General features: G+C 33.8%; 30 protein-coding genes and 2 pseudogenes. 6 read left to right on the forward strand and 26 right to left on the reverse strand.

The window, feature by feature from the left end:
* Positions 1–3: 3 nt before the first annotated feature.
* Together ltrA (UP17_RS21080) and UP17_RS21085 are read right to left on the reverse strand one after the other, a co-directional pair.
* The gene (gene ltrA / locus UP17_RS21080; RefSeq protein ID WP_061461564.1) at positions 4–1332 is read right to left on the reverse strand and encodes a group II intron reverse transcriptase/maturase; all 1329 of its coding nucleotides are present in this window, start codon (positions 1330–1332) and stop codon (positions 4–6) included.
* A 581-nt stretch (positions 1333–1913) separates the two neighbouring features.
* Entirely contained in the window at positions 1914–2390 is a 477-nt protein-coding gene (locus tag UP17_RS21085; RefSeq protein ID WP_155727426.1) for a UPF0158 family protein, read from the reverse strand.
* Positions 2391–2538: 148 nt separating this feature from the next.
* Here UP17_RS21085 and UP17_RS27955 point away from each other — a divergent pair, with 148 nt between their 5' ends.
* The gene (locus UP17_RS27955; RefSeq protein WP_155727428.1) at positions 2539–2676 is read left to right on the forward strand and encodes a hypothetical protein; all 138 of its coding nucleotides are present in this window, start codon (positions 2539–2541) and stop codon (positions 2674–2676) included.
* A gap of 201 nt (positions 2677–2877) precedes the next feature.
* A complete protein-coding gene (locus tag UP17_RS21090) occupies positions 2878–3414 on the forward strand; it encodes a hypothetical protein (RefSeq protein ID WP_061465026.1) in 537 nt (178 codons plus the stop codon).
* Positions 3415–3541: 127 nt separating this feature from the next.
* Here UP17_RS21090 and UP17_RS21095 read toward each other — a convergent pair whose 3' ends face one another.
* The 5 genes and pseudogenes from UP17_RS21095 to UP17_RS27035 all read right to left on the reverse strand — a co-directional run bounded on the left by UP17_RS21095 (position 3542) and on the right by UP17_RS27035 (position 5883).
* On the reverse strand, positions 3542–4048 hold the full coding sequence (locus UP17_RS21095) for a hypothetical protein (protein WP_061465029.1): 507 nt from the start codon (positions 4046–4048) through the stop codon (positions 3542–3544).
* Positions 4045–4230 (reverse strand): hypothetical protein, encoded by a 186-nt coding sequence (locus UP17_RS21100; protein WP_061465031.1) that lies wholly within the window; start codon positions 4228–4230, stop codon positions 4045–4047. The genes UP17_RS21095 and UP17_RS21100 overlap by 4 nt, the downstream gene beginning before the upstream one ends.
* 397 nt (positions 4231–4627) lie before the next feature.
* Positions 4628–4839: pseudogene (locus tag UP17_RS27030) on the reverse strand (helix-turn-helix domain-containing protein); the annotation flags it as partial.
* 255 nt (positions 4840–5094) lie between these two features.
* The gene (locus tag UP17_RS21105; RefSeq protein WP_061465033.1) at positions 5095–5292 is read right to left on the reverse strand and encodes an IDEAL domain-containing protein; all 198 of its coding nucleotides are present in this window, start codon (positions 5290–5292) and stop codon (positions 5095–5097) included.
* Positions 5293–5688: 396 nt separating this feature from the next.
* A complete protein-coding gene (locus UP17_RS27035; RefSeq protein ID WP_081109037.1) occupies positions 5689–5883 on the reverse strand; it encodes a CDGSH iron-sulfur domain-containing protein in 195 nt (64 codons plus the stop codon).
* A 369-nt stretch (positions 5884–6252) separates the two neighbouring features.
* Here UP17_RS27035 and UP17_RS21110 point away from each other — a divergent pair, with 369 nt between their 5' ends.
* From UP17_RS21110 to UP17_RS29020, 3 genes and pseudogenes are all read left to right on the forward strand, one after another.
* Positions 6253–6510 carry a hypothetical protein gene (locus tag UP17_RS21110; protein ID WP_061465035.1) on the forward strand — a complete coding sequence of 86 codons (258 nt, stop codon included), beginning with the start codon at positions 6253–6255 and terminating at the stop codon, positions 6508–6510.
* 358 nt (positions 6511–6868) lie between these two features.
* Positions 6869–7060: a hypothetical protein gene (locus tag UP17_RS21115; RefSeq protein WP_061465036.1), complete on the forward strand. Its 192-nt coding sequence runs from the start codon at positions 6869–6871 to the stop codon at positions 7058–7060.
* A 93-nt stretch (positions 7061–7153) separates the two neighbouring features.
* Positions 7154–7261, forward strand: a pseudogene (locus UP17_RS29020) (site-specific integrase); the annotation flags it as partial.
* 535 nt (positions 7262–7796) lie between these two features.
* Here the strand turns inward: UP17_RS29020 and UP17_RS21120 are convergent.
* The 8 genes from UP17_RS21120 to UP17_RS21155 form a co-directional block, all read right to left on the reverse strand.
* Entirely contained in the window at positions 7797–8969 is a 1173-nt protein-coding gene (locus UP17_RS21120; RefSeq protein ID WP_061466231.1) for a cysteine desulfurase family protein, read from the reverse strand.
* Between the two features lie 2 nt (positions 8970–8971).
* Positions 8972–9376 carry an iron-sulfur cluster assembly scaffold protein gene (locus UP17_RS21125; protein ID WP_061465038.1) on the reverse strand — a complete coding sequence of 135 codons (405 nt, stop codon included), beginning with the start codon at positions 9374–9376 and terminating at the stop codon, positions 8972–8974.
* Position 9377: 1 nt separating this feature from the next.
* Complete coding sequence (locus tag UP17_RS21130) at positions 9378–10547, reverse strand: LuxE/PaaK family acyltransferase (RefSeq protein ID WP_061465040.1); 1170 nt, start codon at positions 10545–10547, stop codon at positions 9378–9380.
* On the reverse strand, positions 10544–10810 hold the full coding sequence (locus UP17_RS21135; protein ID WP_061465042.1) for a phosphopantetheine-binding protein: 267 nt from the start codon (positions 10808–10810) through the stop codon (positions 10544–10546). The genes UP17_RS21130 and UP17_RS21135 overlap by 4 nt, the downstream gene beginning before the upstream one ends.
* Positions 10811–10843: 33 nt before the next feature.
* Positions 10844–11881, reverse strand: coding sequence for a flavin-containing monooxygenase (locus UP17_RS21140; protein ID WP_061465043.1), 1038 nt, complete (start codon positions 11879–11881; stop codon positions 10844–10846).
* An 81-nt stretch (positions 11882–11962) separates the two neighbouring features.
* The gene (locus UP17_RS21145; RefSeq protein WP_081108919.1) at positions 11963–13732 is read right to left on the reverse strand and encodes a fatty acyl-AMP ligase; all 1770 of its coding nucleotides are present in this window, start codon (positions 13730–13732) and stop codon (positions 11963–11965) included.
* Between the two features lie 35 nt (positions 13733–13767).
* Positions 13768–14100 (reverse strand): carboxymuconolactone decarboxylase family protein, encoded by a 333-nt coding sequence (locus tag UP17_RS21150; RefSeq protein WP_061465045.1) that lies wholly within the window; start codon positions 14098–14100, stop codon positions 13768–13770.
* Between the two features lie 627 nt (positions 14101–14727).
* The gene (locus UP17_RS21155) at positions 14728–15336 is read right to left on the reverse strand and encodes a TetR/AcrR family transcriptional regulator (protein ID WP_061465047.1); all 609 of its coding nucleotides are present in this window, start codon (positions 15334–15336) and stop codon (positions 14728–14730) included.
* A gap of 190 nt (positions 15337–15526) precedes the next feature.
* Here UP17_RS21155 and UP17_RS21160 point away from each other — a divergent pair, with 190 nt between their 5' ends.
* On the forward strand, positions 15527–16708 hold the full coding sequence (locus UP17_RS21160; protein ID WP_061465049.1) for a YhgE/Pip domain-containing protein: 1182 nt from the start codon (positions 15527–15529) through the stop codon (positions 16706–16708).
* 361 nt (positions 16709–17069) lie between these two features.
* On the opposite strand, the gene ltrA (UP17_RS21165) is transcribed toward UP17_RS21160, so the two are convergent.
* The 11 genes from ltrA (UP17_RS21165) to UP17_RS21215 form a co-directional block, all read right to left on the reverse strand.
* The gene (gene ltrA, locus UP17_RS21165; protein WP_061461592.1) at positions 17070–18332 is read right to left on the reverse strand and encodes a group II intron reverse transcriptase/maturase; all 1263 of its coding nucleotides are present in this window, start codon (positions 18330–18332) and stop codon (positions 17070–17072) included.
* Positions 18333–19015: 683 nt separating this feature from the next.
* Positions 19016–19435, reverse strand: coding sequence for a hypothetical protein (locus UP17_RS21170; RefSeq protein WP_061465051.1), 420 nt, complete (start codon positions 19433–19435; stop codon positions 19016–19018).
* A 145-nt stretch (positions 19436–19580) separates the two neighbouring features.
* Positions 19581–20087 carry a hypothetical protein gene (locus UP17_RS21175; protein WP_061465053.1) on the reverse strand — a complete coding sequence of 169 codons (507 nt, stop codon included), beginning with the start codon at positions 20085–20087 and terminating at the stop codon, positions 19581–19583.
* Between the two features lie 386 nt (positions 20088–20473).
* Positions 20474–21574, reverse strand: a complete 1101-nt coding sequence (locus UP17_RS21180) for a DUF4179 domain-containing protein (protein ID WP_061465055.1) — start codon at positions 21572–21574, stop codon at positions 20474–20476.
* Positions 21558–22085: an RNA polymerase sigma factor gene (locus UP17_RS21185; protein ID WP_061465057.1), complete on the reverse strand. Its 528-nt coding sequence runs from the start codon at positions 22083–22085 to the stop codon at positions 21558–21560. The genes UP17_RS21180 and UP17_RS21185 overlap by 17 nt, the downstream gene beginning before the upstream one ends.
* Positions 22086–22294: 209 nt before the next feature.
* Complete coding sequence (locus tag UP17_RS21190) at positions 22295–22858, reverse strand: histidine phosphatase family protein (protein ID WP_061465059.1); 564 nt, start codon at positions 22856–22858, stop codon at positions 22295–22297.
* Positions 22859–22873: 15 nt separating this feature from the next.
* Positions 22874–23707 carry a PP2C family serine/threonine-protein phosphatase gene (locus tag UP17_RS21195; RefSeq protein WP_061466235.1) on the reverse strand — a complete coding sequence of 278 codons (834 nt, stop codon included), beginning with the start codon at positions 23705–23707 and terminating at the stop codon, positions 22874–22876.
* 292 nt (positions 23708–23999) lie between these two features.
* Positions 24000–24551 carry a GNAT family N-acetyltransferase gene (locus UP17_RS21200; protein WP_061465061.1) on the reverse strand — a complete coding sequence of 184 codons (552 nt, stop codon included), beginning with the start codon at positions 24549–24551 and terminating at the stop codon, positions 24000–24002.
* A gap of 140 nt (positions 24552–24691) precedes the next feature.
* Positions 24692–25432: an MBL fold metallo-hydrolase gene (locus tag UP17_RS21205; RefSeq protein ID WP_061465063.1), complete on the reverse strand. Its 741-nt coding sequence runs from the start codon at positions 25430–25432 to the stop codon at positions 24692–24694.
* 215 nt (positions 25433–25647) lie between these two features.
* On the reverse strand, positions 25648–26115 hold the full coding sequence (locus UP17_RS21210) for a VOC family protein (protein ID WP_061465065.1): 468 nt from the start codon (positions 26113–26115) through the stop codon (positions 25648–25650).
* 226 nt (positions 26116–26341) lie between these two features.
* Positions 26342–26524 carry a hypothetical protein gene (locus UP17_RS21215; RefSeq protein WP_061465067.1) on the reverse strand — a complete coding sequence of 61 codons (183 nt, stop codon included), beginning with the start codon at positions 26522–26524 and terminating at the stop codon, positions 26342–26344.
* Positions 26525–26676 lie beyond the last annotated feature (152 nt).

Raw genomic sequence — 26676 nt, forward strand, 5'->3', positions numbered from 1 at the left:
CGTTTACAGAAGGTAGCTAATCTCTTTTCTTAGTTCATAGATATTCACTTTGATTCTTGGTGAAGGCAGTGGATATTTACGGAGAAAGAGATTAAATTTATCCCATGTAAAGGACTTTCTTTGGCTTCTTCTGTTTAGCCATTTAAATAGTAAGTATTCGAGTCTCTCTTTGAAGTTGTTAACCATTTGTATGTTATCGGTCATACAATAATAGTTGTAATAACCTATGAGTGAGCGTTTAAATCTATCCATGATCGTATGAATATCTTTATTTCTATTAATCTTCAGCCATTCTTTAGATTCTTTTAGTTTACCTTGGACTTTCTTATTACTAGATTTCCGTTTCACTCGAAATTTCCCTTGTTTGCTTTTCCCGCAATAGTGAGTAAACCCTAGGAAATCAAAGGTATCCGGTTTATTACTCCCATCTCGCTTTGCATTATTTTCTGCAAACCTCCCAAAGGGTATAATTTTCGTTTTATCCTCGGCTATCTCTAAGTTAAACTTCTTCAATCTAAGCTTTAATGAATGGAAGAATTGCTGAGCTTCACTTTTATGTTGAAAACAACAAACAAAGTCATCTGCATATCTTACTATGTAGGCCTGCCCTTTACATTGTTTCCTAACCACTTTCTCAAACCATAAGTCGAGAACGTAATGGAGATATACATTCGCTAATATCGGAGATATTACTCCACCTTGCGGTGTACCGTTATCTGTTTTGTACTTCTTACCTTCCTCCATGTATCCACCTTTAAGAAACCTGCTGATTATTCTCTGTAGGTTAGGGTCGGTGACTCGGAGGTTCAAGAACTCCATCATCCACTTGTGGTCAACGTTGTCAAAGAAACCCTTGATATCTACATCCACTACATAACTTACTGATTTCTTTTCAATATAATGGTTCAGTATTTTCAGCGCATCATGGCAATTTCTATTAGGACGGAACCCAAATGAACAATCTAGGAAGTCATTTTCATAGATAGTATTTAGTATTTTTGTAATGCCTTTTTGTACAATTTTATCCTCATGTTCCGGTATCCCCAAAGGCCTTTTCTTGGTAGAATTGAGTTTTGGGATATACATCCTTCTTACTGGAACAGGGCGATAACTTTTGCTTTTAAGCCTACTTACTAAATCCTTTATATTTTCTTCCAAGTTTTCGCTGTATTGTTCTTTAGTCGTTCCGTTAACACCAGTCGCCTTTTTATTAGGTAGTTCATGATGACACTGTGTTAGCGATTGCTCATTTAATAAATGCGCAAGAGATGTAAATTTCATTTCAGGCTCGGATTTTGCTAATTCTGCTATCCTTAGTAGTTTTGTTTCCATTTATAATACCTACCTCTGTGTGTAGTAAATGTTTCCCTAGTAAGGGTGATAACTGGTAGCTAGCCTTCCCTCCATCGGCATTACCCAACTTCATTGGTACTACGCTGCTATCCGACTCCCTACACGGCATTTGGTTTCCTTACTTGTTATCGCTTGTACACCATACTCTTCAATAAAATAGAAAAGACCGGAAGGGTCTCCCGAGTTGCCGCATCATATCAATGTATAACGTGCCAAGGTCTCTGACTCCAGAGAGGCTTTATCCTTCTTGCCTTTAACGAAGAATAAAATGTAGCTTTCTGCTGCGCTTAAGGCATCAGCCCTCTCGATTTACTAACATTATGGAGCTCAATCCCTTCAACCATTTGGCTTTCGGCCCGTCACCTAACTGTCTACGCTTAAAGACTAACGTTACCATTAGCCCTCCAAGACTCGCTACGAGCGAATGGCTAATTCTTACTCGACGGGAATCCCACCCGCTATATGATACGACCTAGGCTCGGCCGCACAAGCACCCTTTAGTTGAACAAAGAACAATCACCTTATTCAGCCATAGGTCTCGTGCCATTCATTTTTAAAGTCTATTTATCAATAAAGTCTATGTTATTGTCTAGACACCATTTGATCGCAATTTGTTTATATCGTTCGTCACGATAAGAATACCATTGGTCCTCCATTTCAAAGTCAATGATTTTGTCCTTAAATCTTCTAAAAGCACCCTTCCCCTTAATTGAACTTAATAATTTATCTTGTTTTCTTTCATCACTAACAGTAAAACAAAAATCTTCTATGATCTCATATTCATTTACTTCATATTTTGTTGGGAGTTCCTTGTAATTCTCAAAGTTTTCAAATACATCATTAGCAACTTTTCTATCTTCTTGTTCCCACTCAGGTAAATGCCCGAATTCTTCTTCATCTTCATCTTCAGCTGCTCTCAAGTCATCCAAAGTTACTGAAATGATTTCACCAGTTTTTACATTTAAAAATGTCCGAGACTCATCAAACTGCATTTCCAATTCTTCAATAATGGCCTGAATCTTTACTGGATTTTTCAATTATTGATCACCCTTCAATTTTTTACTAATGCACCTGTTAGCATTCCTGTAGCTCGTTAAATATCAGGTTTTTAAAAAATAGAGCCCCTCAGTAAGATACGAGTATAGAGACCAATCTAACTCAAAGCCTTAAGGTGGAAGCCCTACTATGAATTTTAAAATGCAAAACAAACAAAATCAAATAATTGAGAGAATTACGGATCAACATCCAGTTGTTGGCGGACATACTAGAAAAACTACACGTTATTGTGAAGGAGGAATAGCTAAAATATGGCCCAATTGTTGAATAAAGATCAAACAGCACTCTTCAACTATCCTGCCCGATAGTTGCATAAGAAAATGGAGCTGTTTCCAGCCCCATATAGAAGTAAAGCACCCATTATTTCATTAAGGATCTATACTGTGAAATAATTGTTGTCTTGAACCACCTAATTCCTTCTAACTTTGACTTATTGTACAATAAAGCTAAAAAGGTTTGAGGTATCTAATGATAAAAGGAAATTCTTATATTCTTGTTTTCTCCGTGCTTGTCTTTTTAATAATACTACTTGTTTCAACTACACCCATAATAATTAAAACTTTACTTGTTATTATAACGATTGGGTTTCTATTTCCTATTACTAGAAAGATTCTGTTTAAAGATAAATTCAGAAAAATTAAAGTGGCTTTCTATTCATCATTGTCCTTTACCATTGGATTTTTTCTAATCTCTATGATTGAGGAACAATCATTTAATTTAAATGGAGAGTTATTTGGTTTTACTATTATTCTGCTTTTTTATAGTTTAATTGGAAATTTCGTTTATGGCTTACCTGTATCTCTAATTGCTGAATTTATCTCTATGAAGTTTTTCAATATTCGATTCTGGTTATCTGGATTAATTCATATTGGATTTGGGTTGGGTACATACTTTATTGAACCAGGTTTCTCTATACCTGCGATTATTTGCTCGATAATCTTTTTTGCTCTTGATGAAATCACTAAAAAAAATTCGCCTTCTTCTTCATCTAACCTGCCCCGATAGTTCATCAAGAAAATCAACAACATTATTTAACAGAGCTTTTAAAAAAAACACAAAAAGCCCCGTTTTTTGGGGGGCTTTTTGTGTTTGCTGATAGGACTCCAAAATGCTATAGAAGCACTCCTTTCTGTCATTCTCCCTTTAATTCAGCTAAATAGTGCCTTACGGCACTTTCAACTAGTTCATAAACCGTCCTATCGTGAATGATTGCTTGTATTTTTAGTTCCTTCATAAGTTCAACATCCATATCGAATGAAGAACGTTTTCTTATAACGTTGGTTCGCTCCATCGTTGGTGCTGATTGTTCGTTCGCTTGTTTAACCTGTTCTTTACCACGTTTTATGCCAACGTTAGAACGTTGGTTGGTATTGTTAATAGGTTCTTTATTTACATTAGTTGAAACGTTCGCCTTTGCTTTTCCTGCTGTTGCAAAGTCATAAATAAGCTGCTCTTGTACCGTTTCCTCGTCACCTTCACCAACGAAATACCAGCCTTTTTCGCCTGAATTTCTATACTCATAACCAGCTTTATTCAATGCTTTTCTTAGTAATTTTTCTGAAAGATGAACATCAGCCCTTTTGGCAATATTCGCTGGTTTATCAGTTTTAATTAACTCCAAGATTTCACCGATTTTCATTTAGTAAGCTCACGGGAAAACCAATACTTCGTTTTGATATTTCGATAAGTACCAATGTCTTTGATCAGCTCGGCAATAAGATCATAACCGCAATATGTGTGCCTCAGCGTGCTAAATTCATCCAATGTGACATAATCATCACTCTTTAATTCAACGTGACACTCTCCACAACAAATCCCCATATCCAACACCTCCACAAAGTATATTGATATATTCGTCGAAACTTGGTGACCATCCTTCTTTCGTACAAAAAACAGGTCTATTGACGGTCCTTTAATGTTTGTTAGTTTTTCAAAGTTATCTGGACCTAATTATAAAGAACCATAATAAATACAGGAGAGTACAGTTATTAACACAATGTTACAATAACACACATTCAAAATGTAAATTTTGAGTACACTCATAGTAGATTATTAAAAATGCTATTTTAAGTGAATTTTGTGTGTAAAATTTAAATTGTATAATAAATAAATTAGATAAGTAGATTGAAAGGATGTCACTTTAGGCGATAATTTGCACTTATTTTGCAACTTTAAAACCCAGCTACCTTCATAAGAGAAGATTAGCTGGGTTTCTTCATTATTCCTGCTTTTCTAAATACCGATAAATCGTTGTTCGAGAACACCCCATTTTTCTGCGACGTCTTTAATCGGTGTACCATTTTCAATAAGTGATTTCATCATTTCAATATCTTTCAGTCCAAATTTTTCAGGACGTCCTCCAAGTCGACCACGTGCTCTAGCTGCAGCTCGTCCGGCAGCCGAACGTTCCTCAATTAAATTACGTTCAAAAAAATAGTTAGGTTATTGAACGTAGAATAATGAACAGAGTTTTGTTACGATAAAGGCAATAAAACACGTACTTTTCAAATCGAACAGTGGTGTGTTCTGAAAAGGCGAGTTTTGGAACAAATAATAACTTATTTATAAAATCGTGCTTAATTGATAAAAATCAAATAAACGCCAATCCCTTATAGATATGGGATTGGCGTTTTAGCGTACTTCTTAAAGTTACAAATATGTTAAGTTCATTTTATAAACAACATTTTAAGAAATGTTTTTCAATTCCTCTGTTAATCGTAGGAATTCTTCTTTGTTTTTATCCTGTAATGACTGGTCAATCTCTTTTCTGATTTGCTCTTTTCGGAAATTAAGAAGGGCTTTGTTTATCACCATTTCAGCCAATTCAGAATCCTTGACGTTTATTTCAGGTTGTGGTGGTGTATTAGCCAAATTCTTTTCCATAGGAAACCAACTCCTTGACCTTTTTTCTATTATACCAAAGGTTTCCAGACTATTCAAATAATTAGCCAAGTAGTTCCAATGAAATAATCCGTTTGCTCAATGAAAATGAAAAAGTGAAAAACATAAGTGAAAAAACAGGTGTAACAAGAATGACTATCTATAATAGGGGTAGCGTCAGGGTAGCGTCAGGAAAATGCGGATTTACAACGCTAATGAAATGTCACCTATTAAAAAAGCCGATTTCCATCTCAAGGAATCGACTTTTTTAGTTATTCTTATTCAACTAAGCACCCGATAGTTCAACAACATACTCTTTCGTAAAAGAAAAATGAATCGGGCGGCTTTTTGGGGTTCGATTTCCCAAAAGGGTGCCCTAAAGCTTCTGTCCCACTAGCTTTATTCTGCCCTAACTACGCTTTCGAAATTACTTTTGTGGGATCCGTCACAAAAAGGTTTATTATCGGAAAGTCCACATCTGCATAGGGAAAAGGCTTCTTTTGTTTCAATTTTATTCCCTTCACCATCGACTAGCTCTACATTCCCTGATACACGTAATGAACCATTATCATTAACTTTAATAGTAGCTATAATAAATCACCTCTTTTTTAAAACATTTTTGCCATGGGGGAATAACTTTAAACGATAAATAAGTTTTACTTCCTCAATATTATTTGATTGACATCCTGAAATTGCCAAAAGAAGAAATGTTATACCAATAAAAACACACCACATTTTATCGCCCTCCCCCTTATTTTTAGAGGATATTACTTTAAAAAGTTCCAAAAACCTTATTCTACCTTTAGCTGCATTGGTTCATCAGCATCCGATGAGGAACAGAATGATGGTAAGATAAGTGTAGAGAATAGGGAAGAAAATTTAGTTAATTATTTAAAAGATATTCCTGAGAAAGCGGATATTAATAGTACTATAGATAATTATCTTGAAGAGCCCCCTGTTGAATTGAAAGCGACTAATACTGGAGAAGCTGATAATACTTCCTTAGATAATGTTGAAGATGTTCCAGAGTATATTGATGAACAAATTGATGAAGGGAATTTTAGAGCTTACGATGTTAACGATGATACTCAATTAATCTTCACAGATAGCGATACTTTCTTTGTTTCAGAAACTGATGAAGGTACTGAAGAGCCGGCTTGTGATTCAGAACTTACTTCTGCTAATACTTTAATGATGGCTGCAGCATCTACTTCTTCTTAGAAAAAGCATGTTTCTAATTCTTATACAGCTAAAAACTGGACAGGCTTAACTTTATGGAAAGCATATATTTCTGGGTGGTTTACTTACAACGGTACTAAAGTAACTGCTAAAGAAGATATTGGTTATTTTAAGAGAGGAAACGTAAGTGTTTGGAACATAGACAACCAAAAAAGTGGAGGAAAGAGTATATCAACAAAAACTGCAGAGCTTTATGTTCAAGGAAATGCATCATGGGGATACGGTATTGGTGGACAAGGTATTACAATGCAAGACAAATTTGTAAAAGTATATTTAAGAAGCGATAGCAAAGGGAAAGTATCTAAGCATAGAACTATAAAATAAATTGGAGGTGATTTAATTGAAAAAAACAATTCTATGGTTTTTAATACCAGTTGTTCTCGTTTTATTATTTTCATCCACTCAGTTTATGACACCAGTTACAATTAAGGAAATTAGTTTAATGATTATTGGATCAGTTGCTTTAGGAAGCTTCATAGGAGCAGTTTTTTATGGATTAAACAAATTTTTTCAAAAGTTAACAACAAACTAAATAAAAGCTCTTTGAAGTAATAGTAATAAGAAAACTTCAAAGGGCTTTTTTAGTTTATATAAAATAGAAACGCCATAATCTTCACCCCATTACATTACCCCTACTCAGGCCTACCGGCAGCTAAATAAAGCTGCAGAGTTCGCTGACGTGGAACATGTCGGCAACCATACCTTGCGAAAAACGTTTGGCTATTGGTTTTACATTTTCATAATCTTTCAATTTCCTAAAGATCTTTAACGTTTTTTGTTTTGTTATTTAGAATCACTATAATGTGAAAGCTGAAAACACTGAGACTGTCTTATTTTGGTTAGTACCAACTGGTACAGAAACCTGGAATCAAAGAAAACTTATTGGCCATGACATTAAAGGAGATGATAAGGATAATCAATTTACTTTAACTTGAAATATTGAACGTCCATCCCTTCTTGACCACTTACATATTCAAGCATTAGGTGAAGGAATAGCAAATGATACAATTAACTTAATAATGGAGTAGTTTAGTCTTTCCTTATTAAACTAAACTGCCCCGTTAGTGCCATAAGAAAAAGGATTGCCGCAGCAACCCCTTGTTAAACTCAAGCATCCCTTACTTGAAGCATAATTAGTTGTGATCAAGTATTTCGTCTATACCAATCCTCTACTGACATCTCTCCAAGGAAACGGATTCTACATTTTTAAAGAAAAAATTTCTAGCAACTTTAAATTGTTTAAATACCTTTAGGAGACACTTATGTGCTTACACAGATATTTGATATTTAGGAGAAAAAGAACGTAATTTTATCACTGATTGTTTTAGATTTCTAACTAATTCATCTATTTCTTCCTCAGTGGTTACTGTTCCTATACTTACACGAATTGAACTTCTAATCTCCTCATCTGTTTTTCCAATTGCTTTTAATACATGCGAAAGTTTAGACGATGTGGAACTACATGCAGAAGCAATAGACACACACACACCAAGTTCATTTAACATACTGGCTAATGATTCTCCGCGAATTCCAGAAAATTGAATATTAATTGTGGAAGGAACAGTATCATTTATTTCTCCGTTAATTGAACAATCGTCTATTTCTGAATAAAGTTTATTTAAAAATAAGTTACGTAATCTCACTATCTTTGTGTAATTATAGTGTAGATTCTCTTGGGCTAACTTTGCAGCAATACCGAAACCAACAATACCTGCTACATTTTCCGTTCCAGAACGCATGCCAAATTCTTGAGAACCTCCAAGAATAAGAGGGGGAATATTCACACTTTCTCGTAAATATAAACACCCTACTCCCTTAGGTCCATAAATTTTATGAGCTGATATAGATAAACTATCAATTGGAAGTTCATTTAAATTAAATGGTATTTTCCCAACTGCCTGTACAGCATCGCAATGAAAATGAATTTTATGCTTTTTGCACAGATTTCCTATTTCTTTTATAGGCTGTATAGACCCAATTTCATTATTTACCATCATTACTGTAACAAGAATTGTTTTGTCAGTTATAGTTCTTTCAATGTGATTAACATCCACAATACCAGCTGAATTCACAGGTATTGTGGTAATTTGAAATCCATGATGCTTTTTTAAATAATCACAAGTTTTTAAGATGGCTGGATGTTCAATTGAACTTGTAATAATATGCTTCTTATCTGAACTTTTAGTCGCTATGCCTTTTAATATAGTAGAATTTGCTTCAGATCCACCACTTGTAAAAAATATATTGCCGTTCTCAGCATGAATAAGATTAGCTATATCTTTTCGAGCTATTTCGATAGCTTGTTTAGCATGATAACCTAAAGAGTAAGTACTTGATGGATTACCAAAATTATCTTGAAGATAAGGTAACATGCTTTCTAGAACACTTGGGTCAAGTGGAGTGGTTGCATTATAGTCAAAATAAATATGCTGCTTATGCATCCTCAAAATGCAACTTCCCTTTCTACTAAAAACTCTTTATGTTCAAACCTTTTCTTTGTCGGGTTTGCACATTGAGTTAAAATATTTAAAGCAATATCAATGCAATGCAATTGCGAAGGTTCCAACTCACCTAGCCACTCAACAACATCATCTCGTGTAATCAACAAAATTTCAGCTTTGGACATATTGATTATTTTCTCTGAAACAATACTTGCTGTAGCAATAGACGTAGAGCAACCATAAGCTCTATAAGCCACATTGGTAATAACGTCTTGATTCAAATTTAAATACATGTGTACTGTATCACCACAAATAGGGTTACTGATTTCGATAACGTAATCGGCATCTGCAAGTTCACCAATGTTTCTAGGATTCATAAAATGATCACAGACAATATCATTGAACATTTTATACTCCTCCTTTGATAGGCATACCTTTTTCTTTTTCTTCAATAAATTTTTCAAGATTAATTGCACAACAACCTACCTCTACACCTGGCAGTCTTGATATATATACTAATGTCTGTCCATTACGACCACATTCGCATAATGTATTTTTTCTTAAATAGCCAACATCTTCTGTTAGAATGAATCCTGGATAAGAAATAGAGGTTGGATCATAAATAGCAATAACGCCTCTTTCTCCATATTTAACTTCTTCTAGGACATTGTGTGGATTACGCATAGAAACGTGTACCCATGGCGGAATATGTTTTTCTTGTTTATGACATTCTACTGCAAGCATATTAGCTTCAACTAATCCATACATATCTCTCACATTATATGATTGAACACCTAAGTATTCATGACAAAGCTCATTGAATTCTGCTCGTGGAATTTCTTCCCCGGTAAACCTTTTCCATCCCCCTAGCGTAATAATAAAGCTATTTTTCTCTAAATTAAGTTTAATATCATGATCAATACAATATTTGATTAATCTATAAATTAAGAATGGAGGCCCTACTATATGTCTAGTATGTTTTCCATCCCAACTTTGTAAGACTTCTACAGCTTTTTCAGGATTGAATGTTATTCTTTTCACTAAATTCACGCTACCATCTAATAAACCAGAAAAAACATTCAGGGCTTTTACCATTCCCATTTCAGGCATTTCTTCAGTAGGTGGAAAAAGAAATAATCCCATACCTCTAGAGAACTTAAAAAACTCTCTATATGTGGTTACAACGCTATCAAATGCACTATCCATCGTTAAACGATCACGACGGGATACACTAGGAATCCCACTTGTACCTGTACTTCTCATTTCAAACTCGACTTCGCTTAATTTAGACGTCATAAGAAGATGGGAATCACATTGTTTAAATGTTTGAACTGGAATTAAAGGGATTTTTGTTAGATCATTAAAACCCTTTACATCTTCAGGACTCACATCTTTCTTCTTACATAAATCACGATAAAACTCGTTATTTTCATAGTGATATTTAAAGTTATCTGCAATAATGCTGCCTTTATATTCATTTACTGTTTCAAAAGGCATTTTATAGAGGTTATGAGCACTTCCAACTAATGTATTTAATGGCGATAGTCCCAGTTCCTTTAATTGAGTAGCTAAGTTCATTTAATAGCCTCCTTAGTGTTCTGATCTTGTATTTGATTGATTAATAGCACAACATCCTCAACCGTTTTACACCAGCTATAGTCTTCAGTTGGAATACTAATATCTAATTTTTGTTCTAAATCTAAAACGAGTTCTAAACGATCAGGTGAATCCAGTGCTAAGTCTCCAGACAAATTACTATTTAAATTAATATCTGTTTCTTTTAAAGGAGAAAAAACTAAAATTGATTCTCTTATCATTATAAAAATCTTATCGTTTTCCATTGTTTGAACCTCCATTAAAACTGATTGCATCGATTAATTTATATGAGTTGATAAAAATTTAGCGTCTTCTCCAACTCCTAACAATAATGCAGAACCCCTTCGGTATTGCCACGACAAGCCTAGAAAATAAATCCCTTTTTCTCTTGTTATGCCTCGATCGTGAATCACGTTATTATTTTCATCAATTAAATTTGGGATTTTAATCCATTCGTAGTCATTGTAGTAACCAGTTGCCCAGATGATATTTTCTGGTTGAACCTTCTCACCGTTTTCACAAATCAAACTCTTACCATCTGCTTTTAAAACTTTGGAGACTCTTTTAATAGCTCCATTGTTTAGCAGTGGCTTTATTTCTTTTCCTATAATCGGATCATTTTTTTTCATAAATTGTCCTAATTTTGAATGGATAGTTGCCTTTGATATTCCAAGTACTTGAAACCACCAAAAAATACTCCTATTCAATAATGTATAAGGTAAGAATTTCATTCTCTTACCTACAGATAAATAAACATCTCTACTTTCAGCTACTTCCGTTGCAATCTGTACCCCTGAATTACCAGCACCCACTATCAAGGTCGTTCCTTCTTTTAATTGAGAAGGATTTTTATAATGAGCCGCATGAATCTGAAAAATATCTTTTGCTACTTCTTTTTCAATATCTGGTACAAAGGGTTTTTGAAATGGACCTGTAGCAATAACTATGTTTTCCGCTACATAATCTCCTTTAGTAGTAACGAGATGGAACAACTTATTCTCTTTAAATAGATTAATAACAGCCGTGTCTAGTTGAACTGGAAGGTTATAATGACTACTGTAACCTTCTAAATAGTCGGCTAACTCATCTTTGGTGGAATAACCATTTTGTGCTCCTTCTACGTTCATTCCCGGCAAGGCATTATGTGATCTAGGTGTAAACAAGGTTAAGGAATCATAACGCTGACGCCAAGAGTCTCCCACTCTACTTTTTGAATCTATTATTAGAAATGAAAGAGATTTTTGTTTTAAATAATAACCTATAGCTAATCCAGCCTGCCCAGCACCAATTACTATAGTGTTGTATTGATTTACCATTCAATATCCCTCCTTTAACAAAAGTAATTACATAATGCTCAGTAGGATGAATTTAATAAAATCAGAGGGAAAAAAATAAATTTAACTATGCCAAACATCTAAATCATTATTTAAATACCCGTTCTTACATGTACGCCTTTGGATTTTCCCACTAGATGTTTTCGGTATGCTGCCGGCCTTTAAAAGGTAAATAGCGTATGGTTGAACTTCATGTTCCTCCATAACTTGTTGACGAATGTTCCTTATAACATTGTCTAAATAACCAGTATAATCTTTTTCCATATGTGGTCTAGGTCTATATTTCCGTTCGATTTCAGTGACTATAATCAACTTTTCTTCACCATTTATATCAACAGAAAAAGCAGCACTAGACCCTGAAATAATAGCTTGATCTGCTTTCTCAACAGTTAATTCAATATCTTGAGGGTAATGATTTCTCCCTCTCATAACAATTACATCTTTCAGTCTACCTGTTACAAAAAGTTGGCCTTCATGAAAGAATCCTAAATCTCCAGTTCTTAAAAAACTATCTTCCTTTGTGCCTTTCAATATATTGTTAAAGGCATAATTGGTTTCTTGTTCCCGTCCAAAATATCCTTTTGCTATACTGTCTCCCTTAACCCAAATTTCACCTATTTCATTTGGTGCACATTTGATTAATGATTCAGCGTTAACAATCTCTACTTTTTGATAAAGCCAAGGCATGCCACAACCAACTAAATTAACTGAATCTTGGGAATTTAAAGGTTGCTCTAAAGCTTTATTTTCTAGAAGGCTTTCTTTGCAAAAACCTTTGAGTACAGGTTTTGTTAACTTTTCATTACCTGTTATAAATAAAGTGGCCTCAGCCATACCATAGCATGGATAAAATTGATTTAGTTTAAAACCACAATCTTTGAATGCATTGGCGAAATTTTGAATGGTTTCATAACGAACAGGTTCAGCACCATTAAAAGCAACTTCCCAGCTACTTAAATCAAGCTGTTTCTTTTGTTCCTCTGTAATCTTCCTTAAACATAAGTCATAAGCAAAATTGGGTCCGCCACTAATAGTTGCTTTATACTTTGAAATAGCACTTAGCCATCGAAAAGGTTTTTGTAAAAAATCCATTGGAGACATAAACACACATTTAGCTCCTAGAAATAGTGGTTGTAGAATGTTACCTATTAACCCCATATCATGATACATTGGTAGCCATCCAAGCATTACTGTATCCTCGTTATGCTGACAAGCTGCTTGAATCATTGCTTCATTATGCAAAATATTCCCGTGAGTGACCATTACTCCTTTAGGAGAAGATGTAGATCCTGAAGTATATTGTAAAAAAGCTAAAGATTCCTTATCTACCTTTGGTTGTGACCACTGGTACTGATGAAGATTTGGTATGGCGTCAATAGGAATCCACTTTAGGTTCATGTTTGAAAGTTCATCTGAGAAGTGAAAACTAATTTTCGAATGTAGTTGTGTCGTCGTCAAAATAATATTAGTATTTGCATCATCCATAATTGATTTTAAACGTAACATATTTCGACTCAATCCAGGAGGATACACAGGTACAGGTACTACATTAGCATATATACATCCTAGAAAAGCTTTAATATATTCTATTCCAGGTGGATACATCAAAAGAGCTCGTTGCCCTTCTAATCCTGATTTTTGTAAGTAAGCAGCGATTTGCTTAGCACAAGTGTGAAGTTCTTGATAAGTAATATTAATTTCATCTTGGTTGTCATTATATATGTATGTGTAGACTACTTTCTCTGGATGAATCATTGCTTTATGTGATAACAAATCAATCATTGAGGAATAATTTATTGCTAAATTAATAGGATTGTCTATCAACTTTTCCACGCCGCCTACACCTCTTTTTAATGTTCTAAAAAATTCTACTCTCTTTCGAATGCGTTGATGGCATTTACACTATGACTAATTGCCACCCCAGCTTTAAGTGCAGCAGCTACAGTCACTGCTTCTAAAACTTCATCCATAGTTCCACCTAATTTTTTATACTTTTCTACATGAGCTTCAATACAATATGGGCATCCTGTTGTATGAGCCACCGCAATAGCAATTAGTTCTTTTGTTTTAGTTGGAATCGTTCCTGTATTAAAAACCGCATGTTCAAATTGCATAAATTTTGCTGCAACCTTTGGTGATTTTTCTTTTAATTCATCTAATCTATTCAAATATGATTTTTTATATAAAGTATCGTCTGACATCTTTCTTTTCTCCTCTCTTTCTTTAAATATAAGTAATCATCTAAATGAGTAAAATAAACTATTTTTAAATAATAATTAATTATTCAAATATCAGGTGGCTTTTCCGCTCCTTTTTTAATAATAGTAATATTTAACCATCTTAAAACAGAAGAAAAATATACTATTATTACCTCTTTTTGTAAAAACCAATAGTACAAATGGAATTTTACAAACAATATTTCCGGTTGTCAATCCATTTATTTTAAATTTAAGAAAAATTTTACAATTTTATACAAGACTTTTTTGAGGAAGATAATACCTATTTCCCCACTAGAATAAGTGTAATATTATTCGTAAAATTATATTAATTAAATTAATGTAAAATGTAGTTTATTAATTATCTCTAGAGTTATTTATAAGAAAATAGAGACTTATAAGGCGGGAAATTTTTTTATTTTTTAAAAATAATTGAGTTAAGGGAAGAAAGAAAAGGATAGTTATTGAGTGGGGGGATTATATCTTCTTTTACAATTGTTGTTTAAGTTATTTTGGATATAATCCCATTTTTTATTTTTATAAAAATCTACTGTTATTTATCGAGAATGCTTGGTGAGGAAAACTTAAAACTCTTTTAAATAAAGTTTTATGTTAGTCTTCGATTTCAAAGCCTGAAGACTGTAATGGACCAATTGTTATTAAGTTAACTAATTGAGAGGCCATATGTTTAGGAGAGTAGAGTAATTCATTGTTAACCCACCATTCTACTGTACCGATGAATGCTGAAGAAATAAAATGAATTAATAGTTCTGGAGGCGTTGAAAATTCTTGTTCTTGTGAATTCATTGTTAAAAATTCTTTTCTAAAGTTCTGTTGTATAATTACTTGCATTTTTCGGTTGAATCCATGAACCCCTTTTTCACTCAACATAATCTGATAAAACTTAGCATGTTGAAAAATATTCGTAAATATAATTTCAATCATTGATTGAAATTGAGATATTTTCACCCTTTTCTTTTGAATATACATACAAGGTTTAATAATATTCGTTAGCTCCTCAAAAACTTCGTCAGTTAATTTATCCACTAAATCTTGCTTATCTTCATAGTGAAGGTAAAAAGTAGCTCTATTGATCAATGCATTATCTGCTATATCTCTAATGGTAATAGATTCATATCCTTTCTCTTGAATTAAGTCAATAAACGATTCTTTAATCATTTTTCGTGTTCGAATAACACGTAAATCTGTTTTTTTTAACATTTTCTCATCACCTGTCTATAATTTCGATTTTAATTAACACTTCTGGCTAATCCGTTGCATATGTAACAAATTACAAAGTATTGATTATTGAGTATGTGATAATAAGGAATATAATTACATTGTATATAACAATACGTTTCTTATGCAACGACCTGTTAATAAAACTACGATGTTCAGGAGGAAGTTTTGCATGTGTGTATTTAAAAGTTTTTTTTCACAAAAAAGATTTTGGGGGAGTTTACTAGGAATTATTATTGTGGTTATGATTTTTAGTATTGCTTTCATAGGATCGATTGTAAATCCCGCTCCAAAGGACTTGCCTGTTGCATTAGTAATAAATGATAAGGGTGCTGAACTTCCAAATAAGACAAAACTGAATGCTGGTGAACAATACAAACAAGGGTTACTAAATAACAAAGATATCCCAATTAAATGGTCGGTGATCGATAAAAGAGAAGAAGTCGTCAGTGAAATGAATGAAAAGAAATACTATGCAGCCATTGTGATTCCAGAAAATATGTCTCAGCAAATTATGTCACTTCAATCTCCTTCACCACATAAACCGGAAGTAGAGGTAATTATTAATCAAGGAATGAATTACACTGCTGCTAATACAACAAAACAAATTATTGATCAGTTGCTTTCTAAAATAAATGTTCAAATTCAGGATACTATTTTTACTCAACTAGAAGCCCAAAAAGCCACTCTTACACCTTCACAAGCGAAACTGTTGAGCAGTCCATTAGAAGTAAAAAGTGAAACAATTAACAAAGTTGGAGATCATACAGCCAATGGAAATGTGCCTGTATTATTCACACAGATAGTATGGATTGCAGTCATCATTAGCTCTGTTATCCATTTTGTTATTATGAAAAAGATTACAAATGGTCGTATAAGTATCCGTTCGGTCTTTGCTCAATTAGTTGCAGGACTTCTATTTGCAACCGCAATTGCTTCTACGGTCCTTTTATTTACCGATAATGTATTAAACGTTAAGATACCTGACTTGCAGAAAACGTTCCTTTTTTTACTGTTTACTGCATTTATGTTCTATTTACTTCAAAACGCTATCTTAAATTGGTTAGGATTAGTGGGGGTTCCGTTGTTTATTTTACTTTTTCTCTTTTCAATTCCTGTATTAAATTTACCTCCAGAGTTTTTGCCTACAGTAACCCAAAATTGGTTTTACTCTTGGGTTCCCTTTAAATATAGTGTAGAAGGTCTACGTAACACCTTTTTCTTTGGAGGAAATGACATTGGAAGCTATTTATCTATTTTAGGAATCATAGGTCTGGCTTCACTTATAATCATGTCACTTTCTATACTTAAAACAACAAATAAAGAAAGAACAAATGTAGCCGTAAAAAACTAATTTTTATTTATTGGTAAGAAAAGGTCTTGAGAGGACCATGAAATACAACTTGGTCTTCTTCTCAAGGTCCTTTTTTTAGTTATTATCTACTTTTAATTATAACAATCTCTTACTATCTTTAATTACCAGCCATAAGGCTATTATTTTTTTCATGTAAATTAAACAACTGTATTATGATGAAACATTTACATAAATCCTTATTAAGTGTTCTTCCACAAAATGGCCCAATTGTTGAATAAAGATCAAACAGCACTCTTCAACTATCCTGCCCCGATAGTTGCATAAAATCGAGTAGGAGGAGGCGCCTAGCCTCCGACCTCTCACACCACCGTACGTACCGTTCGGTATACGGCGGTTCAGTTTAAGTCTGACGTAGTTTTGTATATCGTTCATATAGATTTACTAACCCATGATGGAGCCAATAAACATTATTAAGGGTTTTGTCTAGAATAGGACTATGCGCTATGCGCCAATAACCCTTTCTGCTATTTCCCCATTCATATGCTTTTCCAAATGGGACGCCTAATCCTTTGAGTTTCCTCACCCTCGTTCTTGGTAATTTCCATTGCTTCCATAGGCACATTCTGAGTCTTCTTCGAATCCATGAATCTAAATTCTTCAATACGTTCGGAGTATCAATGAGGGCGAAATACCCCATCCAACCTCTAAGGTATTGCTTTAACTTATTTATTCGGAGTTCCATGGGTATCGGTAATTTTCTCGAGGTCATTTCCCTGATTCGTTTCTTTACCCTCTTCACCGTTTGTTTAGCCAGTAGAACCTTCGGGTTCTTCTTTGACTTCGTGAAACTAAAACCGAGAAACGTTCTGTTCCAAGGGCGATCATACTTCGACTTCTCGTAGTTGACCTTTAGCTTCAGTTTATTTTCAATGAAGCTTGAGATATTTCCCATTGCACGTTTGGCGGCTTTTCGTGTCTTCACAAAGATAGTACTGTCATCCGCATACCTTACGAATCGAAGATTGCGTTTCTCTAGTTCTTTATCTAAATCGTCTAACATGATATTAGATAATAAAGGACTTAACGGACCTCCTTGCGGAGTTCCCTCCTCACTTTTATGAAAAAGTCCGCCTATCATAATGCCTGCTTGAAGGAATTTACGAATCAGTTTAAGAACTCGTTTATCTTCAATTTTCCGCTCTAACATTCCCATGAGCTTGTCATGATTCACTTTATCGAAGAACTTCTCCAAATCCATATCCACTACCCATGTATAACCTTCGGTTATATAGGACTTTGCCTTTCGAACCGCCTGGTGCCCTTGTTTGTTAGGGCGAAATCCATAGCTATTCTCCGAAAAGGTTGAGTCATATATCTTGGTCAATATTTGGGCAATGGCTTGTTGAATGAAACGGTCTAGAACGGTTGGAATACCCAAAAGCCGAACTCCGCCGTTTGGTTTCGGGATTTCGATACGACGGACGGGCTTCGGTTGATAGGTACCCTGTAAAAGGGCAGTTTTCATGTTGTACCATTCGGTTACGAGGTGCGGTCTCAGGTTTTGGACCCGCATTCCATCTACACCATGGCTTCCCTTATTTCTTTCTACACGCTTCAATGCCTGTATTAAGTTTTCCCTCTCTAGTATCTGTTCCATTAACATCGTTGATATCCTTTCTACGTGGATAAATGGTCTATTTGTGCCTTTATCTGCTCCACCCTTTTGAAGTTCCCCGTGTATTCACCACTTCTTCCTTCAAATAAGTTCCGTTAGGAATTGTTTGCTTCTTCACAGATAACGAACGCCTAGTATTCATCCTCCTTAATCTGTTCGGTCCTTCCTTGTCTTCTCGAGTAGACAAGTACTATGACCTCTGCTGACTTCTGATGATTCAGCTGTCCATCACTGGAAAGGTTACCAAGTGTACTTGGCTGTCATCAGACCTCCCCGGGTAAGAGTGCAATCTTTCCCTCCATCTATCTGCTTCATTTACTCTGTACCACCTTCGGCAGTAAGGACTTTGTTTTGTTTCGCAAACTCATCCAATGATACCTAGCCTTATATGAAGTTCGTGTTCCTCAGACCGGAGGTTTGCCGCTTGCTTCCTTCAGATTCCACGTCACCGTGGACACCCTTGCATTAAGCTAACCACTACTACTGCCTTCATGATTCGGGACTTCCACCCTATAGATTGCACCCATGCCGGGCGCACGAAAGAGGTGCCTCCTTAAGGACAGCTCCGATCTTCAGCTATAGCACCCGTTAGCTAATTAAAATTTATGTCTTTATGAAGTAGCATCTTCCATCTACGAAGGGCTTCTGATTATAGGGGTTAGCATAAACCTTTAGTGGTAGAACCATCTTTCTCCGTTTCCTTCGGCTATAGGCTCTTTTGTCTCAGCATCTATAATTAAATATTTGTGAGACATTTTTTCTTTTGTCTTTTTAATAGAACAAAAAAGATATATTTGACGTTTAGGATCTATATTTGGGTGTTTGTTATTATAAATATTAACTAGTGAATATTTTCCCACATTTTTATTTACTGTGGATTTTAAGTCTTTATAAAGAAGTTTTTCTCTAATGTTTCGGGTTGCTGTTTTGTATTCACTATAGTCTCCTATTTTTCCACTTTTATAAAATTCATTTGCACTGATCAGATTTCTCTTGCTATTATCGATATACTTTTCGGAAGTTTGTGCATTTACATTAACAGTTATTAACATAAGCATAGTTAAGATTAAAATAGACAATTTAGTTTTCATTGGGCCTCTCTCCTTTTACAATATTAAAGGTATTATTCCCAATTTTTGATTTTCTTATAGAACTAAACAGCCATAGTCCATAAGAAAAAGGTTGCCGCAGTAACCCTTTGTTAAACTATCGACCTTTTAGTTGAAGAATGGTTAATTAAAACTTAATGTTCAATAATTCTTTCATTTCAAGAAGAACATCAGAATGTTTTTCTTTTGATAAATACATCATTTTCTGTCCTGCTCCATTTGCTTCTTGCTTCTTTCCGTTCGGTTCTTGAAACATAATCCTTCCATCACTAAAAAAATTTATAGTGTATACTTTGTTATCCATGGTTTCTTTATCGGATAATATAAAAAAGTAATTCCCTTTTTTATTTAATTCTTTACTCTTCTCCAATAACTCCTTATTAGGAGGTTGCACAAGTTCCATTTTGTTCACTTTTTCTATAAAAGCTTGTATTTCATTAATATCTGTAATGACCTTTGAAGTTGACTCGGAAGATACCCCTTCCTCATCAACACCTTGCACTAATAAAGTTGTATATTCAGCTTCATTAGGTATTTGTAAACTTTCACTTTTCGTTTTTGTTGTTTCTAAACTACAAGCATTTAAGAATATTATCATTAAAATGCAACTAGAAAACATCTTGAAAAATCTCAAATTTCATCCCTCCCTTTCTTCCTTCTACAGCATATGGAAATTGAAAAAATATCCATGCTTTTTTGTGAACAAACCTGCCTCGATAGTTCCATAAAAAAAGCTGCCTTAAGACAGCTCCGATCTTCAGCTATAGCACCCGTTAGTTTAAGTAGAAACCTTCACAATCTCTTCTATACTTCAACATAATCCAATCCCTAAAATGTGTTGTTCCAGAATCTGCTGCAATACAAAAAGACGCCTTCTTATTAAAGAAAAGCGCCCGATTGTTAAAGTTTAAAAGTCAGCTGATACACTTGAGAATATCGAACAAAATGAATTGGACGGTTTAACCTATATAAAAGATAAAGACGATACCTTTATTTCAATATCGTCCTACCTTTATCCAATTAATTTATTATCTTGTCGTCTTTATCAAATATTGTAATGTGGTAAGGATCGTTTTTAACTCTTGATTTCATCTGTTCGGATTGTAGAAAATCATCAATAATTTTTTCAAGTTGTTGGGCAAAAGCTTTCGCATTTTCGTCTGAACGGGATAAAGTGATAAACATTTGAATTTCTGGTTCTGGATGAACGGAATACCCAACCATTCTAACTTTGTAATCCTTTTTCCCTAATAAATCTTCACTCACAGTGTCAAGGATACCCGACCATCTTCCCTCTTGCTCTCTTTTCTTCATGTTTACTTTTTTTAATTTTACGGTGTATTGATCATTTGTTTTAAGCTGAATTATATTCTGAACATATTGTTCTATCTCATCTGTTCTTTTTTCGGTATCAGGTATTTCAACTTCTACTATTTTTTGAGCAATTATTCCTGTTCCTAACAACTTATATTTTTCACTGGCTTTGTCAAGTGAGAGTAGAATTTCCCTATTTATTTTGCTGCGTTTTTCTTGCTTCTTAAACTGTTTCTTTTCTTCCTCGCTATGAGGAACATCAACACGTTCCGTATATCTACTTACTTTAACTGTATAGGCATCATAACCCTTAGATTTTAGTATATCTTTTGTAATATCATCTACATCACTTTTAACATCATCAAAATACTTTTCTGAACCCTGAATTGCAATTTCGATTTCCTTTTTCGGAAATGAGACTCCTACTCCAGTCTTTTTGTAACCTTTTGCTCTTAGTTCCTCCGATATGAGTAGAACTATATTATTCTTATTTTCAAAAATTTGTCCTAAGTAAGGAATTTTGGATGCGACTTTTGCCATTGCTGGTGAAACAAATGCAGAACTTATAAATAAACCAAATAATATAATCAGCGCGATACTAGAATATGCTAACTTCCGAATCAGACTTACTTTTTTGATACGAGTTAATAGGATAGGGTGCTTATTTCTCTCTTGGGATTCCAAATTTTCAATATCAGTTAAGATTCGGTTTTTCAGTTCTTGTTTTTGTTTTGTTTTCCACATTAGATCGGAATTTAATTTCTTTAAGGAACTATCAAAATCAGTATCTTCATATTGCTTTTTCATCCAAATACCCCTCCTTTATTAATTGTTTTTTCAATGCAGGAATAGCTCTAAAAAGAGTCGATTTAACTTTACTCTCAGACCAGCTCAATATCTTTGCCGTATCCTCAATAGAAAAGCCTTTGATCTTTCTTAAAACGATCACCTTTCGATATGTATCTTTGATTTCCCCTAACGCTTTATATAGTTCAAATGATTCCTCTTTTATTTGAATCATTTCTTCAGGCAATGAGTTATTGTCCTTTTGCAAAAGAAATACTTCTTTAAAGAACCTGCTGGGTTTGCGTTTTCTTAAAAAATCAACCGTTAAATTGTGAGCGATACTGAATAGCCATGTTTTTTCACTGGAATGCTGATTAAATGAATTATGATATAAATACGCTTTTACAAAGGTATCATGGGTCAAATCCTCTGATTGTTGATAATCCTTAACCATCAATAAAATAAAACTTAAAATGGATTTACTATGTTGGTCATACCAATCTGCAATTTCTTCTTTTCTGTACTTCGACAAGTTACCAACCCTCCTTTTCTTGAATGTTCAATACTTAGACGTATTAACTAAATAAAAGTTGTGTTTTTACATAAAAAAACCTCTAAAAGTTTAGATTAGAGATTTTTTCGTTTTTGAATGTACGATAATTGAAAGACCCGTACATTCAAAAGGCTGCCTCAGCAACCTTCCATATTGAAGTAAAGCACCCGTTAGAATAATGTATATAATTAGATTTTTATTACTTTATCTTCATCCCATATACGTTCCAAGATCACTTCATTATTAATACAGATTATTTGAAAAACGTCAGGATTACTAAGGTTTTTCCAACACTCAAAATCAAAGTCACTATTATAATTCTTTAAAAGTAAGGATATTATATTTCCGTGACTGACGATTACTGTGTTTTCAGTCCCACTTTTAAAGACTTCTTCTACAACATTTACAATTCGATTCATTGCTTCTTGACTTGACTCTCCTCCTTCAAATTTTAATTCCATATCATTAAATGTTGCTTTTAGTTTTTCATACCAATCAAGTAAGTCCGTTGTGCTTAGTGTGCGTTCTGAGAGGCGTTCATCAATCTCTATTTTAATATTTGTTTTCTCACTTAATGCTTCTACTGATTGAATAGCACGCAAAAAAGGACTTGATATTAATCGGTCAATTTTTGCATTATTGAAGAAATCAACTAAATATTTCGCTTGTTTTAAACCTTTTTCTGTTAATGGTGATTCCGAAGGTTGCCCCTGTGCTTCGCAATGTCTGACAATGAAAATCTTCTTTAACATAAGCCCCTCCCACCTCTAGTCGCTTGGTTTACTTGCTTCTTCTGATATATAAACTTCCCAGGTAACTATGGTAGTGCTATCCCTAACATTGTTTTCTTGAATTTCTTGCAGCAATAATTTAATACCTTCGTCGTTTTGACAATTAGCAAACACCTTAAATATTTCACTTGGATTAATAAAAGGGGTATTTGAACATTCTATTAAACCATCAGTAGTCAAAAAAATATGATTTAACCCTTTTCTTAGCTCTCTTGTCCCACTGGTATAACAAGGCACTTTGTTATCAAATGTGTTGACCTGTCCTACCCATTCATAGAATTGTCTTTGATTGAGTTGATATTGTCCAAGTGCAACTAAATCTTGATGAAATAAATAAAGAATACAGTCTCCTACCGAAAACCACCAAAGATACTTATGTTTTCGTACTACGATTAAACAGGAGGCTTCACCTTTTACTTTACGACAAATTGAAAGAAATTTATCACTTTGAAAAAGGTTTAATACCTTCTCTTCAAGGTTTTTAAACATATAATGATTTGTAGTAGGAAAGGTTAATAGGTTTTCCATATCAGTTTTATTCTGTTTAAAAAGTTCGATCACTATCTCAGCACTCTCGGCAGTATAGTGTGCATCTAATATAATTACGAATTCCCAGTCCTCATTTTTATTTGACCAGACTAAGCAACCATCTTCGTTCTTATTTTGACCTGCTTTTGAGTTTCCTCCATATCGTCCAACTATAATTGGGTTAAGCTTTTGAATATCTGGATTATCAATAAAATCTTCCTGACTTCCAACCCAACTAAATTCTTCACCCTTATAAGTCCTTGAAGTTTGTGTATCCTTCAGTGTGTTATTACAAAAACACCCTTCCACAATTACTATCCCCTTTTCCGATATAGATAAAATTATAAAACAAACATAACCAAATTTGTTATTTATCTAACTATTGATAATAAATATTCCAAATGAAAGGCTGCCTCACCCAACCTTCCTTATTGAAGTAAAGCACCCTTTAGTAAAATAAGTTCAGCCAGATATTTCTGGTTGAACCCATTAATTCACCGTCGGTCCACCATTGGCGAATAATTCAGCTTATCTCCACCCGAAAACGGAACCGATTACAAATAAGCAGTTTAATCTATAATCCTTCTGAGTTAATAATTCCATAATATACTAGATCTTCAAATCGATTTTCTTTCCTCACATGGTCAATTAATATCCCTTCTTTTTTCAAGCCTAATTTTTGCATCACTCTTCCTGAAGCTGGATTTGAATGAAAGTAACGGGCAAATACTTTATGGTATTGCTTTTCTTCAAATGCAAAATGCAATATAGCTTGCGCTGCCTCTGTAGCATATCCATTTCCCCAAAATTTTTCACCAATCCAATAGGCTATTTCACCATTATTAAACTTTTGGTTGTTAGATAACGCTATAGCCCCATATAATTCTTCACTTTCCTTATCTGTTATAGCAAATTCATATGATTTATTAGTATTAAAATTATCAAGATGATGCTCAATCCATGATAAAGCATCCTCGATAGAGTATGGATAAGGTAGGTACAATGTATTTTTATAAATATTATAATTATTACAAAGTTTAGTAACAGCTACTGCATCAGATTTTTGAAACAGTCTTAGTACTAGCCTTTTAGAGGTAATTGTTTTATTTAGATTATCATATATCATAAGAAACCCTCCCTAATTTTGGATATTTATTCTTGTATATATTTACTATAATTATCCAAAAGTTCTTATTCAACTAAACTGCCCCGTTAGTGCCATAAGAAAAAGCGATCCTTCTTAATGAAGAATCGCTCCTGATAGTTCTATAAGTTTTTAATGATATTTTCAATTTGGGTATGAACCTTATTATTACATACTCCCCCGTGGTAGCAAATTACAGATTCAATATCGTACCTTAAAAATTTATCTAAAGAAGAAATCGCAGTGTCCATATCGAGTGTTGTTTGCTCAACGGGTCCTCTTAGATTCCCATCTATATAAATCATTGCATCAGCAGCAACAAGAACTCTACTTTTTTTCAAATACAGGCTTATATGTCCAGGGGTATGTCCAGGAGTAAATAGAACTTTTATCCCTCCGAAATAGGGTAGTTCTTGACCGTCCGATAAAGTAGTATCAATTTTAGCTTTAGGAGGATTTTTACAAAGCTCAAGCATTATTCTTGATTGGTCCTCTGGAAGAGAGTCTAAAATCTTAGCCATACTTTTAGGGTTCGTTTTAATAAGAGAAATTTCCCCTTCTATGTATGGCTTATCAAGTTCATGAGCGAATATTTCAATACTTCTTTTAGTTGCCTTTAAGATTTCTGGCACACTTCCAATATGGTCAATATCTTGATGTGTTAATATAACTGCTTTTAATTTATCTAATGATAAACCTATTCTATCCATTGCTGAGATTATTTGCTCATATTGTCCTGGCATTCCTGTATCTATCAAAATAGCTTCTTTATCATCCCAGAGAAGCGTCGGGTGTATGACTGCTTTCCCTCCAAACGCTTCAGCTTCTAACTCAAGCATTTCAACTCCATTAGCTATTCTCATTAAGTTCCCCTCCAAAATTATTGATTAATTGCATATTTAAATAACTGTTTAGTTTAATTTACCAATTAACCAAGGAGGTTTCAATAACAAATAATTAATCGTAACATATAAAATATTTTTTGTCAATGTTTTTTTTCTTACACTATGGAACTAACCTGCCCCGTTAGTTCCATAGTTCCATAAATTCAAAAATCCGTTACTGAAGTAGAACAGAATTAGTTGTGGGCAGCATTTCTTCTATACCAATCCTCTAATGACATCTCTCCAAAGGATTCTTCAAAGTCCAATCTTAAAGGAGCAATTAATTCAAGAGAATTTCCGTCTGGGTCATTAAAATAAATAGCTGCATGAGCTTGTGGATTGTTATCAAGAACTAAAGGTTGTTGTTCTTCAGTTAAGTCAAAAGCTGTACGAATTTCGATTCCTTTACTATTTAACCAATCTTTTGCTGATGTCATGTCCTCTATATCTATTTGTAAAGCTACATGTCGTATTGAAGGATGGTACGGAATTTCTACTTGGTTTGTTTCCCATAGACCAAGCCAACTTTTACCTTTCTCAATCCAGAAGAAAGCTACTTTATCATTTTGATATGCAATTTCTAAATCTAATTTTTTATAAAATTTTATTGATTTTTCAAGATTACTTACAGGTAAATGTGCCTCGTAAAGACCTTTTATCATTTCTCGTCCCACCTCGTTATAATATCAATAAATTCCTAATATTTACTTTATCATACTAAATTTGGATTCTGCAGAAACTAGCTCGAATCCATCTACATTTATAATCGTAGTTTTTGGGATTAAATCAAAATTGAACTAATCTGCCCCTTTAGTGCCATAAGAAAAAGCTGCCTTATAGAAAGCTCTGATCTTCAGCTAACGCACCTGTTAAGTTTAAAAATCCGTTTTATTTATCAATGTCTATGTCATCATCGAGAAAAGATTTTTTATCTTTAATTCCATACTTCTTTTCAAGTAATTCACCAATAATTGAGCTGTTAATACCTCTTCTGACTGCTGTTTCAATAACTATATAAAGAACAAATAACGAAACAATATAAAGAACAATAGATAAACCAATAGACTGCATTTAAAAAACCTCCCTAACTACCTGCCCCGTTCATAAAGAAAAAACTGCCTTAAAGACTGCTCTGATCTTCAGCTAACACACCTTTAGTTGAATAAAAACTATTTTGTTAAAAGCCAAATTACAAATAAAACAATAGTGATTATAGCCCAAAA

Source organism: Peribacillus simplex, from assembly GCF_001578185.1.
GTDB lineage: Bacteria > Bacillota > Bacilli > Bacillales > DSM-1321 > Peribacillus > Peribacillus simplex_A.

Coding starts and splice junctions, on each gene's coding strand:
- ltrA (WP_061461564.1), bottom strand. CDS start 1,332: ATGGAAACAAAACTACTAAGGATAGCAGAATTAGCAAAATCCGAGCCT.
- UP17_RS27955 (WP_155727428.1), top strand. CDS start 2,539: ATGAATTTTAAAATGCAAAACAAACAAAATCAAATAATTGAGAGAATT.
- UP17_RS21090 (WP_061465026.1), top strand. CDS start 2,878: ATGATAAAAGGAAATTCTTATATTCTTGTTTTCTCCGTGCTTGTCTTT.
- UP17_RS21095 (WP_061465029.1), bottom strand. CDS start 4,048: ATGAAAATCGGTGAAATCTTGGAGTTAATTAAAACTGATAAACCAGCG.
- UP17_RS21100 (WP_061465031.1), bottom strand. CDS start 4,230: ATGGGGATTTGTTGTGGAGAGTGTCACGTTGAATTAAAGAGTGATGAT.
- UP17_RS21105 (WP_061465033.1), bottom strand. CDS start 5,292: ATGGAAAAGAATTTGGCTAATACACCACCACAACCTGAAATAAACGTC.
- UP17_RS21120 (WP_061466231.1), bottom strand. CDS start 8,969: ATGCATAAGCAGCATATTTATTTTGACTATAATGCAACCACTCCACTT.
- UP17_RS21125 (WP_061465038.1), bottom strand. CDS start 9,376: ATGTTCAATGATATTGTCTGTGATCATTTTATGAATCCTAGAAACATT.
- UP17_RS21130 (WP_061465040.1), bottom strand. CDS start 10,547: ATGAACTTAGCTACTCAATTAAAGGAACTGGGACTATCGCCATTAAAT.
- UP17_RS21135 (WP_061465042.1), bottom strand. CDS start 10,810: ATGGAAAACGATAAGATTTTTATAATGATAAGAGAATCAATTTTAGTT.
- UP17_RS21140 (WP_061465043.1), bottom strand. CDS start 11,881: ATGGTAAATCAATACAACACTATAGTAATTGGTGCTGGGCAGGCTGGA.
- UP17_RS21150 (WP_061465045.1), bottom strand. CDS start 14,100: ATGTCAGACGATACTTTATATAAAAAATCATATTTGAATAGATTAGAT.
- UP17_RS21155 (WP_061465047.1), bottom strand. CDS start 15,336: ATGTTAAAAAAAACAGATTTACGTGTTATTCGAACACGAAAAATGATT.
- UP17_RS21160 (WP_061465049.1), top strand. CDS start 15,527: ATGTGTGTATTTAAAAGTTTTTTTTCACAAAAAAGATTTTGGGGGAGT.
- ltrA (WP_061461592.1), bottom strand. CDS start 18,332: ATGTTAATGGAACAGATACTAGAGAGGGAAAACTTAATACAGGCATTG.
- UP17_RS21170 (WP_061465051.1), bottom strand. CDS start 19,435: ATGAAAACTAAATTGTCTATTTTAATCTTAACTATGCTTATGTTAATA.
- UP17_RS21180 (WP_061465055.1), bottom strand. CDS start 21,574: ATGAAAAAGCAATATGAAGATACTGATTTTGATAGTTCCTTAAAGAAA.
- UP17_RS21190 (WP_061465059.1), bottom strand. CDS start 22,858: ATGTTAAAGAAGATTTTCATTGTCAGACATTGCGAAGCACAGGGGCAA.
- UP17_RS21200 (WP_061465061.1), bottom strand. CDS start 24,551: ATGATATATGATAATCTAAATAAAACAATTACCTCTAAAAGGCTAGTA.
- UP17_RS21205 (WP_061465063.1), bottom strand. CDS start 25,432: ATGAGAATAGCTAATGGAGTTGAAATGCTTGAGTTAGAAGCTGAAGCG.
- UP17_RS21210 (WP_061465065.1), bottom strand. CDS start 26,115: ATGATAAAAGGTCTTTACGAGGCACATTTACCTGTAAGTAATCTTGAA.
- UP17_RS21215 (WP_061465067.1), bottom strand. CDS start 26,524: ATGCAGTCTATTGGTTTATCTATTGTTCTTTATATTGTTTCGTTATTT.